Genomic DNA, 8,391 nt, shown 5'->3' with positions numbered 1-8,391 from the left:
CGACGTGTGCATCCACCCGGATGCGTCGTCGGTTGCCAAGATCGATCTCGATCAATCCAGTACGCGCGGCCGCCACGGAGCGCACTCGGCCGTCACCCGCAGGCAAAAGATTCGGAGTTTCCTCCACTTCTGTAGCGACGATCTGCACCGGCGCAAAGGAAGGTACAACCTGCTCTGATGTCCGCGCTTGTCGACGCCAGGTAAACACCAGGCTGGCCGCTACTCCGTTGCGACGCGCAACCTCTGTCACCTTCGCGCCTGGCGCCAACGTCTCCTCGACAATCCGCGCCTTGTCATCCTGCGACCAGCGCCGCCGCCGCTCCAGCCCGCCCAAAACCTCGACCCGCATCGCCTGATGACCTTAAAGCTAGACTTAAGGTCGCACGCTTCGCGAATTACCACGCGTCACGCAAGACGGCGCCCGTCGGATGCGTACCCCTAATTCGTTAGCTTGCGGTAAAAGCCGACCTAGACAAGATGAGAGAGCCCATCCGGGTCATTTGCGTCGGTCTTGTTTGGCGCCATATCTAGCGCCGCCTTGGCGTCCCGCGCATCTAAGCAAATCGCTGGCAGTCTTTCCTGTGTCAGTGCATGGTAAACTAGACTGACAAGGGCCCCGTCTCGAACACGACGCGTTCGGCGGCAACCACCTCAATCCAACGCATCACAACCACGCCGGTGTTCCCAACCCCGCGATTACCCTATGTAATTGAAAGCTCGCTTACGTTGAAACCAGCAGCGATCAAGCCGATCTTGTCATCGAGACGTGGGCATACGATCCCGCCGCATTGTCTGACACCGACAACGTGGACCCTCTGTCACTTTACGCTCACTTCAAGGATCACCGTGACGAATGCGTCTCCATGGCGGCAGAACATCTCTTGGAGCAAATCACATGGTAGCTGGTGACTTGCGTTGCTCTCAGTTGCTCGGCTTATCGCGTCTGCCACACATGACTCGACCGACGGGCTGCCGCGCTCGCAGTCAAGTTGTTGAATAGAATGTAGGACGGCTTTTCGGGGTTTCTCCTCCCCCGCAGTTGGCACGACTCTTGAGTGTCTCTCGTTGCCCGGCGGCACGAGTTGCCGACGCCATCACTGATTGATCCTCTCATTGAGAAGGGAAGCAGCAATGAAGATCGATATTTCAGCTTAAGGTGTGACCGAATTAACTGCTTAAGAAGCATCTGCAACTTCAGGAGGCCGGTCTTGGCTCCTCATAGGAGCAGTGGGCGGAATTCTCGGGGTGCAGCCCCTGTAGTTATATCTGCGGGCGTCTGGTTTCCTACATATAAGCCGTACGGCTAGACTGGTTTCTTACACGTAAGCCGCACGGCTAGACCCGAAGAACACAGGTGACGAAAACGCAGTACGGACCGCGGATTAGCAGCTTCCATGGAAGCCACTAATCACCACAAGGCGTGAACTTGTGGCCTTCGGCGAGCGACGGCGTTCAGGCATTCACCGGGTTTGGCAATCAACAGGTTAGGTCATGGATTGTCTGGACTTTCTTCGGACGAGCATAGCGAAAAAGGAGCTGCCGACCTACGTCTATGGTTATCCTTCCAAGCGAGCGTATCGGGCTTTTCCGCAGCCACTCCACATAACTGATGTCGTTGAGCAGGCTAGCCGTTCTAAGCACATCAACATCTATATCCACATACCGTTCTGCCGCTACCGGTGCACCTACTGCACGCTCTTCCTTACAACGCGTCAAAGCCCGGCCACGAGGGAGTCTTATGTTGCTCGATTGGCGGAGCACATCGCGCGATATGGAGAATACTTCGGAGATCGAGAGGTTGTAAGTATCTATTTCGGCGGCGGCACGCCAACTCTGCTGACTCAGCATCAATTCCGCGAGCTTTTCGCCGCCCTCGAGGCTGCATTTCCAAAACGAAGCCGGAAATGTGAGATTACGATCGAGAGCGCGCCAGACACTTTCGACAACAACCTTCTGGATTGCTTGAAGGCCTTTGGCGTCAACCGAATGAGCATGGGCATCCAGACCATGGTACCCAGCGAGCTTGCGCACGCTGGTAGACCATATTCGGTCGAGACTGCAGAAGCGGGAATGAAAGCACTGACGGAACGTTTTTCCCACGTCAATCTTGATCTGATCTACGGGTTGCGTGGTCAAACCCGTGACTCCTGGTTCTTTTCGCTTGGCCGCGCGCTCGACTACGAGTCGCAGACACTCTCCCTTTACCCCGTTGTTGTTCGTCCGATGACAAACATCATGACCTCAAAGGCGCACGCCCCCGAATTATTCTTCTCTGATGCGGATAAGTATGAGGTCTACGACCAGAATGTTGCTCTGATGGCGTCCAAGGGTTACCGCCAGGAATCCTTTACGTGTTTCACCAAGATCGCTGGCGGCCGAGCCTACCGGCAGGAGAACTCGGATTTCGAGGGAACGCCCCTGCTAGGATTAGGAGCTGGCGCCAGAAGCTATTTCGGGCAATATCACTACGGCTCGGACTATGCCGTCGATTCGAGAGCGGCTTCGTCAATCATCAACGCATTCTCGGCCCACTCCTTCGATCCTGAGGCGATAGCATCGCACGGGATCACACTGACGCCGAACGATCTTGCGCGTCGCTACGTCCTGCTTGGCCTCACGTTGTCAGCCCTGAGCAGAAGGAGCTACGCTTCAGTATTCGGTCGCGAACTGACGGCCGATTTCAGCGAAGAGCTCAAAGCGCTCGAATGTCTGCAACTCGTCGACTTGGCCGACGGTGATACTTATCGACTGACTCACGCGGGATTCAAATATTCTAGCATCGTGGCGATAGCGTTTTACTCGGACACGATCGTGGCTCTCGAAGAGCAATATAAGGTAGCGTGAGGTGCAGTATGCGAGAGGTCGCGAAGCATTCACCGTTCTGGTGGAACTCGGGCTACGCCGAAGCCACGTATCGTGTATGGGTGGTCCCAGTCCCGAAATCTTCGAGATAGCACCGGCTCTCCGCACGAAGAGCGTGGTTGTGGAGCTGGGTTGCGGGGAAGGCCGCAATGCCCTCTATTTGGGCCATTTCGATCATCAGGTGATCGCGACCGACATCTCCGAAACCGCTATCTCCAAGCTGAACCGGCTCGCAGGTGATCTTGGCGTGAACATAGCGAGTGGGGTCGCTCGCGTTGAAGACTTCCGGCCGCCTGCTTACCTGGACGTCTTTATAGCGCATTGCGTATTGCATTTCACGGAACGGGGAGTCTGGAAGCCGCTCGTCACGGCCTTAATGAATCGAACGCGGCCTGGTGGATTTCATTGCTTCACGAACACGCTCGATCAACCAGACCATCCTATTTCGAAGGAGGCTTTGGCATCTGGTCACAAAAACTCGTTCCAGCGCGGCGAGCTCGAGGCTATCTATACAGAAGCGGGCTGGGAGATCTTGCGCTCCGATCATTACATCAAATGGGACTCGCACCCTGGCATTCCGATCCATTCACACTGCATCGAGAAAGTTGTGGTTCGTAAGCCAATTGGATCTGAAGATCTCCCGCGAATGAGAGCTGAGCCCATCAAGGTAGCCGGGATGATTCCTGTCAAACAATTTGATACCTTGAAATTAGGCACACCACGCGATGCCATAGTTGAAATGCTCGGCTCGCCGCTAGCCAGCTATGGGGTGAAGACTGCCCGGAAGACAGTGGGCGGCAACAATCAAGTGGCCATTGCGGACGGCTACGTACGTGAGGATATGATCTATGGCGATCACGGCCTCCAATTCGTCAATGGAACGCTTACCGGCAAATATCGAGACTTCACGCGCCCGAAGCGCTTGCTTATTCGAAATAAGTGATGCTTGAACGGTTTCTCATTGGCTGCCTTGGCCCCGTCGAAAAAGGGCTTGGGTCACGTCACCACGGTCGCCAACCTTACGAGGTTATTCACACCCCGCAACTTCCCGATCAACCCACGTCTCGACGCCGGTCATCAATCGCTGAGCACGCGCTTTCGTAGGATACTTTAATACCAAATACACCGAGCACCATCAAATTCGACTCAGGGGCTCGACAACGCCGATTCTGCCGATTCAAGATTTCGCCGAATTGACTGATGCTGCGTTTGTCCCGCCGAACACTGCGGAAGTCGAGGTCGCGCTTACGAATGGTGGCGCGTTCTGTATGTAAGATCCGTCTGGCTGTACCGCGGATTGGCCGACTCAAGGTCGCCGCTCGTGGAGTCGTAGATATCCGCAGGTGTAGCCGGAGCAGGTTTTCGCCAGAATAATCTGCGCATCGCTATGGTGTTCTTGTTTCCGCCTACACCAACTGAGGCAGCCTTACGGCACGACGTGCGTCATTATTATCCCGACCAGCAGAGCAGCACCTAAGACCGTAATGCCAATACAGATGCGAGCGGCGGTTGAATAAGAATGGAAGTGTGGTTGTTCGAACATGCCACACTCAGGCTCCTTCACGGACCTCAGCCCTTCTTTAGCCCGGGCGCGCCGAGGATGAATAGAGGATGAGTGGCCAGGGAGCGACGGGCCCCCAAAATGGGTAGGAGCCCGATCCAATGTTGATGCTGTACCGTCAAACGTCGTCAGCCTTTCGGGCTGGACTCCGTGGAGCATCAGGATCTGACGATGTCTAGAAAGACTGCCAACTTGCGTGCCGAAGTTAAGAAGCGCATTGCCCAGATCGAAAGTATGACACTGGTCCAGATTCAACGGGTCATGATGGATTGTGTGTCCGAGCGGTCTGCTGGCAGGATGACGACAGATGAGGGCAATGCGTTGCGCCGAGCACTGAACAAACGGGTTAGCATTCTCAGACGAGACCTTATCGCGTAAGAGTTCGCGAGCTTGTCAGGCAAAGCACTGACGTCGCACAGCGATAGGACACGAATTTAGCCGGGGAGAACCTAGATAAATGACTGCTTTTAGGCGGGGTTGCTAGGTAAGCGATTTACCCGGTGGTCTAAGCTGGACGACCAGCGGGTATTCGAACTGCGGGAAGCCGCGCGAGCTGCGCAAGAGATCGCGAGTGAGCTAAAGCGCAGTGAGTCGGCGATCAGAATCCGGGTCGTCACCCTTGCGGGCCTAAAGAAAGAACCCGCGGTGGGGAGTTAGGACGAAGAGGAGCGGCGTCTTTTATTTGGAGTCCCTTACCCTCGGCGATCGTTGCCGGCCATTGACGACACGGGGGCGCACTCGGCGCATCCCGCCCTTCGTCCGTCCGGCATTAGGTAGGCGATATGAAACAGCATGTCCGAGCGGCTTCAGCTGCGGTCGCGTTCGCTTACCATCGGCGCTGCGAAGTCCTCAGCGTGTACGAACGCGAAACCAAAACGCGCAACGAGATTAGTGTCGCCGTATGCGGAAAACAAGTGGACGGATACGACTACGACAGTGAATGCCACGTCAGCGGTTTGTTACCGAACCTGTATCACCACGGGGCGAAATCGCGTTGGATATTGAGCCCTGGGACCTCGGAGATTTGCATCGGCTACGAGGACGACACATCGTCCTTCTTCTCAGTGAAAATCGTCAGCGGTCACGTTCAGGTATTTGATTGCCGCCAAGTCCTGTCCTTCACATACACAGTATGGTGGAGAGACGTGCAATCCGATAGCTGCTGATGCCCCTCGGCTCGCCGAGCCGGGTGATTTCTACGGAGGATTAGGCCGAGAGGACGTTGAACTGGAACACTGCGAGGCGGTCGGCGACGCTGGAGCTGGCTTCCGCGTCTCTCGTTACCGGCACTCCAATAGCTTTGACGACGGAAGCGCTTCTGGCCCAGATTGCCGTTGCCAAATATGCCGATGGCGAGCCGCTTTACCGCCAGGAGGCCATCTACGCCCGCGACAAGGTCGAACTCGACCGCCACGCAACAACCGCATCTCACTAGACCGACGAAGAGATGCCTGGGCCGCCGGCGTCGGCGGTGGGTACACGATGATCTCCAAGGACCTGCGCGGCGGGCGCGGGAACAAGGGGACGTGCAATAATCGCCTGAACATCCGGCACGATGCGCTGGCGGCATCCGTATTGAACGGCCTCCGGACGCACTTAATAAAGCCCGAATTGTTCAAGCTGTTTTGCGAGGAATTCACCCAAGAAGTGAACCGAATGCGGATCGAACGTCGAACCGATCAGGATGCTTGGCAAAGCGAGCTGGAAAGAGTCGAAAAGCAGATTCGAGGCATTATCACTGCGATCAAGATGGCACGTATGAACCGTCGATGAAGGCTGAGATGGATGCGCTCGAAGCTTGCAAGTCGAAGTTGACCGATCTGCTCGCGAGCGCCGAGGCCCCCGCCGCTCTTGCACCCGAACATGCGGAGTCTATCGGCAGCGCATCTCTGCACTGTATGAAAGCCTGCAGTGCGAAGAGGAGAAAGCCGAGGCGGCGGTTCCGTACGTTGATCGATCAGGTTGCTCGTGCTCGACGGGGAACAGCTCGCCATCGTGCTGCGCGGTGACTTGGCCGCGATCCTGCGATTTGCGGCGGACAAGAAGAACCCCGACTTCCTCTCGGAGGCCTGGGCTCTGGATGGCTTGCTATCGCAAGCATCGGTCGTTGCGGGACCGGATTTGAACGTATGACCATCAGTTCATAAACCGTCCTGCCCTATTGATCCTATGCTGCCAGACTGCCAGAGCGAATTTGATCCCGCCAGCCGTCGGCGCGCTTTACCATTTCGGCATTAGCGTATCCACTTGCTCGTCGAATGCCATGAACATCCGCCGCGAGCTGATGGTTTGAGATCATTGCTTCTTCATAAACGTGTGAGAGCCAGAAGCGACACACCTTCGGAGGACGGATTGCCACTACGCCCAGACAAAGATCGAGACCAAAGCGGGCACATTGACATGAAGCAAAGACACCGAGGAGGAGATGGGTCAACTTCATGTGTGTGAGCATGGATAGATAAGACGTGCAGACCTCATTGCTGAACAAATATTGCGATTCCCGCCTGCCTTGGTACACTATTTATCCGACCGTACCGGATTTCTCTGCGATGGTGGGCGCCAACACTTATGGGAGATGGTTGAGGCGGCTGCCGCGCGATGAACCGGTATCCATCTATCTCCACGTTCCGTTCTGTCGCTCGATTTGCTGGTATTGCGGCTTCCCGACAAGCCTCACTCACAGCGAGCGACCGATCCGCAAATATCTCGCGGTGCTCCGCGAGGAGATTGATTTGGTCGCAGCGCAGGCGCCGCGCGCCTTGTCCGTCAGCGACGTGCATTTCGGCGGCGGGACACCGACCATCATCTCGCCCGCCGACTTCTTGGGCCTGATGGAGCTCCTGCGCGACTGCTTCACATTCAGCAAGTCGACCACCGTTGCCGTCGAGATCGATCCCAGAGCGTTCACGACCGAGATGGCCGAAACATTAGGCTCAGCCGGCGTTAGCCGCGCCAGCATTGGCGTGCAAAGTTTTGATCCCCTGGTGCAGCGGGCAGTGAACCGCGTCCAGAGCGAGACACAGACAGCTCTTGCCGTCGAAAGTCTGCGCCAGCATGGAATAAGCCGCATCAACTTCGACCTCCTGTTCGGATTGCCACACCAGTCGGTGCAGTCCTGCGTGGACTCCGCCAGAATCGCGGTAGCGATGCGGCCGGACCGGCTTGCGGTTTTCGGCTACGCCCATGTTCCCTCCTATATGAAACGTCAGCGCCAGATCGATGAGGCGGCGCTGCCGGACAATGTCGCTCGCGCCGAGCAAGCCGCGGCGGTGGCTGACACTCTGGTCGCGGCGGGCTACCGACAAATTGGGCTCGACCATTTCGCCTTGCCAGACGACGAGCTCGCGCTGGCGCAGAAGGCCGGTCGCCTTTGCCGCAACTCCCTGGGTTATTCGGCTGATACCTGTCAAACCGTGATCGGCTTCGGTCCGTCCGCCATTGGCCGCCTTCCTGACGGCTACGTCCAGAATGAGCTCGCAACCGCTTCCTATCATCAGCATATCAAAGCTAGCTGCTTCCCGACTTCAAAGGGCTACCGTCTCACCGAGGAAGATCGGCTTCGGGCCGAAATCATCGAACGCGTGATGTGCGACTTACAGGCCGATGTTCCAGCAATCTGCGCCAACCACGGATTTGATCCAGTAGCTTTTCTTGATTCAGCTGATCGCTTGGAGATGCTCACCGAGGACGGGATAGTGGAGATCGAAAAGGGTATCCTCCGCGTCAAGCAGGAGCACCGTTTTGTCATCCGCGCCGTTGCTGCGGCATTCGACGCTTATCTCGACCGCGCACCATATTAACGAAGACCACCCATATGCGCACAGTTCCGAAGCATCAAATGAGGTCGCGGGCCGCGGCCCGTACGGTCATACTAGAGCATTTTCCGACCGGAACGAATCGGGTGGGGATTCCCAAAACGGCGCGAGTCAGATTCAAGCTACATGCTGGCGAGGGAGGCCAGCATGTAT

Annotated in this window: 7 protein-coding genes and 2 pseudogenes; 7 read left to right on the top strand and 2 right to left on the bottom strand. The window is 56.5% G+C overall.

Annotated elements, in window-relative coordinates; translation table 11 throughout:
* The coding region (locus K359_RS60310; RefSeq protein WP_029084959.1) for a transposase at positions 1-349 on the bottom strand (349 nt) is incomplete at its 3' end.
* Between the two features lie 122 nt (positions 350-471).
* Positions 472-641 (bottom strand): annotated as a pseudogene (locus tag K359_RS62565) (IS110 family transposase); the annotation flags it as partial.
* Between the two features lie 850 nt (positions 642-1,491).
* On the opposite strand from K359_RS62565, the gene K359_RS0145415 reads away from it, so the two are divergent.
* The 7 genes and pseudogenes from K359_RS0145415 (at position 1,492) to hemN (ending at position 8,223) form a co-directional block, all read left to right on the top strand.
* Positions 1,492-2,844, top strand: a complete 1,353-nt coding sequence (locus K359_RS0145415; protein ID WP_029084958.1) for a coproporphyrinogen-III oxidase family protein — start codon at positions 1,492-1,494, stop codon at positions 2,842-2,844.
* A 133-nt stretch (positions 2,845-2,977) separates the two neighbouring features.
* Entirely contained in the window at positions 2,978-3,805 is an 828-nt protein-coding gene (locus tag K359_RS0145410) for a class I SAM-dependent methyltransferase (protein WP_198031283.1), read from the top strand.
* 1,400 nt (positions 3,806-5,205) lie between these two features.
* Positions 5,206-5,589: a hypothetical protein gene (locus K359_RS58025; protein ID WP_029084954.1), complete on the top strand. Its 384-nt coding sequence runs from the start codon at positions 5,206-5,208 to the stop codon at positions 5,587-5,589.
* Positions 5,590-5,726: 137 nt separating this feature from the next.
* Positions 5,727-5,834: pseudogene (locus tag K359_RS66545) on the top strand (transposase); the annotation flags it as partial.
* A gap of 71 nt (positions 5,835-5,905) precedes the next feature.
* A complete protein-coding gene (locus K359_RS58015) occupies positions 5,906-6,196 on the top strand; it encodes a hypothetical protein (protein WP_029084952.1) in 291 nt (96 codons plus the stop codon).
* A gap of 189 nt (positions 6,197-6,385) precedes the next feature.
* The gene (locus tag K359_RS62555; RefSeq protein ID WP_156929073.1) at positions 6,386-6,556 is read left to right on the top strand and encodes a hypothetical protein; all 171 of its coding nucleotides are present in this window, start codon (positions 6,386-6,388) and stop codon (positions 6,554-6,556) included.
* A gap of 332 nt (positions 6,557-6,888) precedes the next feature.
* On the top strand, positions 6,889-8,223 hold the full coding sequence (gene hemN / locus K359_RS0145375) for an oxygen-independent coproporphyrinogen III oxidase (protein WP_029084951.1): 1,335 nt from the start codon (positions 6,889-6,891) through the stop codon (positions 8,221-8,223).
* Positions 8,224-8,391 lie beyond the last annotated feature (168 nt).

It is taken from the genome of Bradyrhizobium sp. th-b2, assembly GCF_000426785.1.
GTDB lineage: Bacteria > Pseudomonadota > Alphaproteobacteria > Rhizobiales > Xanthobacteraceae > Bradyrhizobium > Bradyrhizobium septentrionale.
This window is presented reverse-complemented; position numbering and strand designations above follow the sequence as displayed.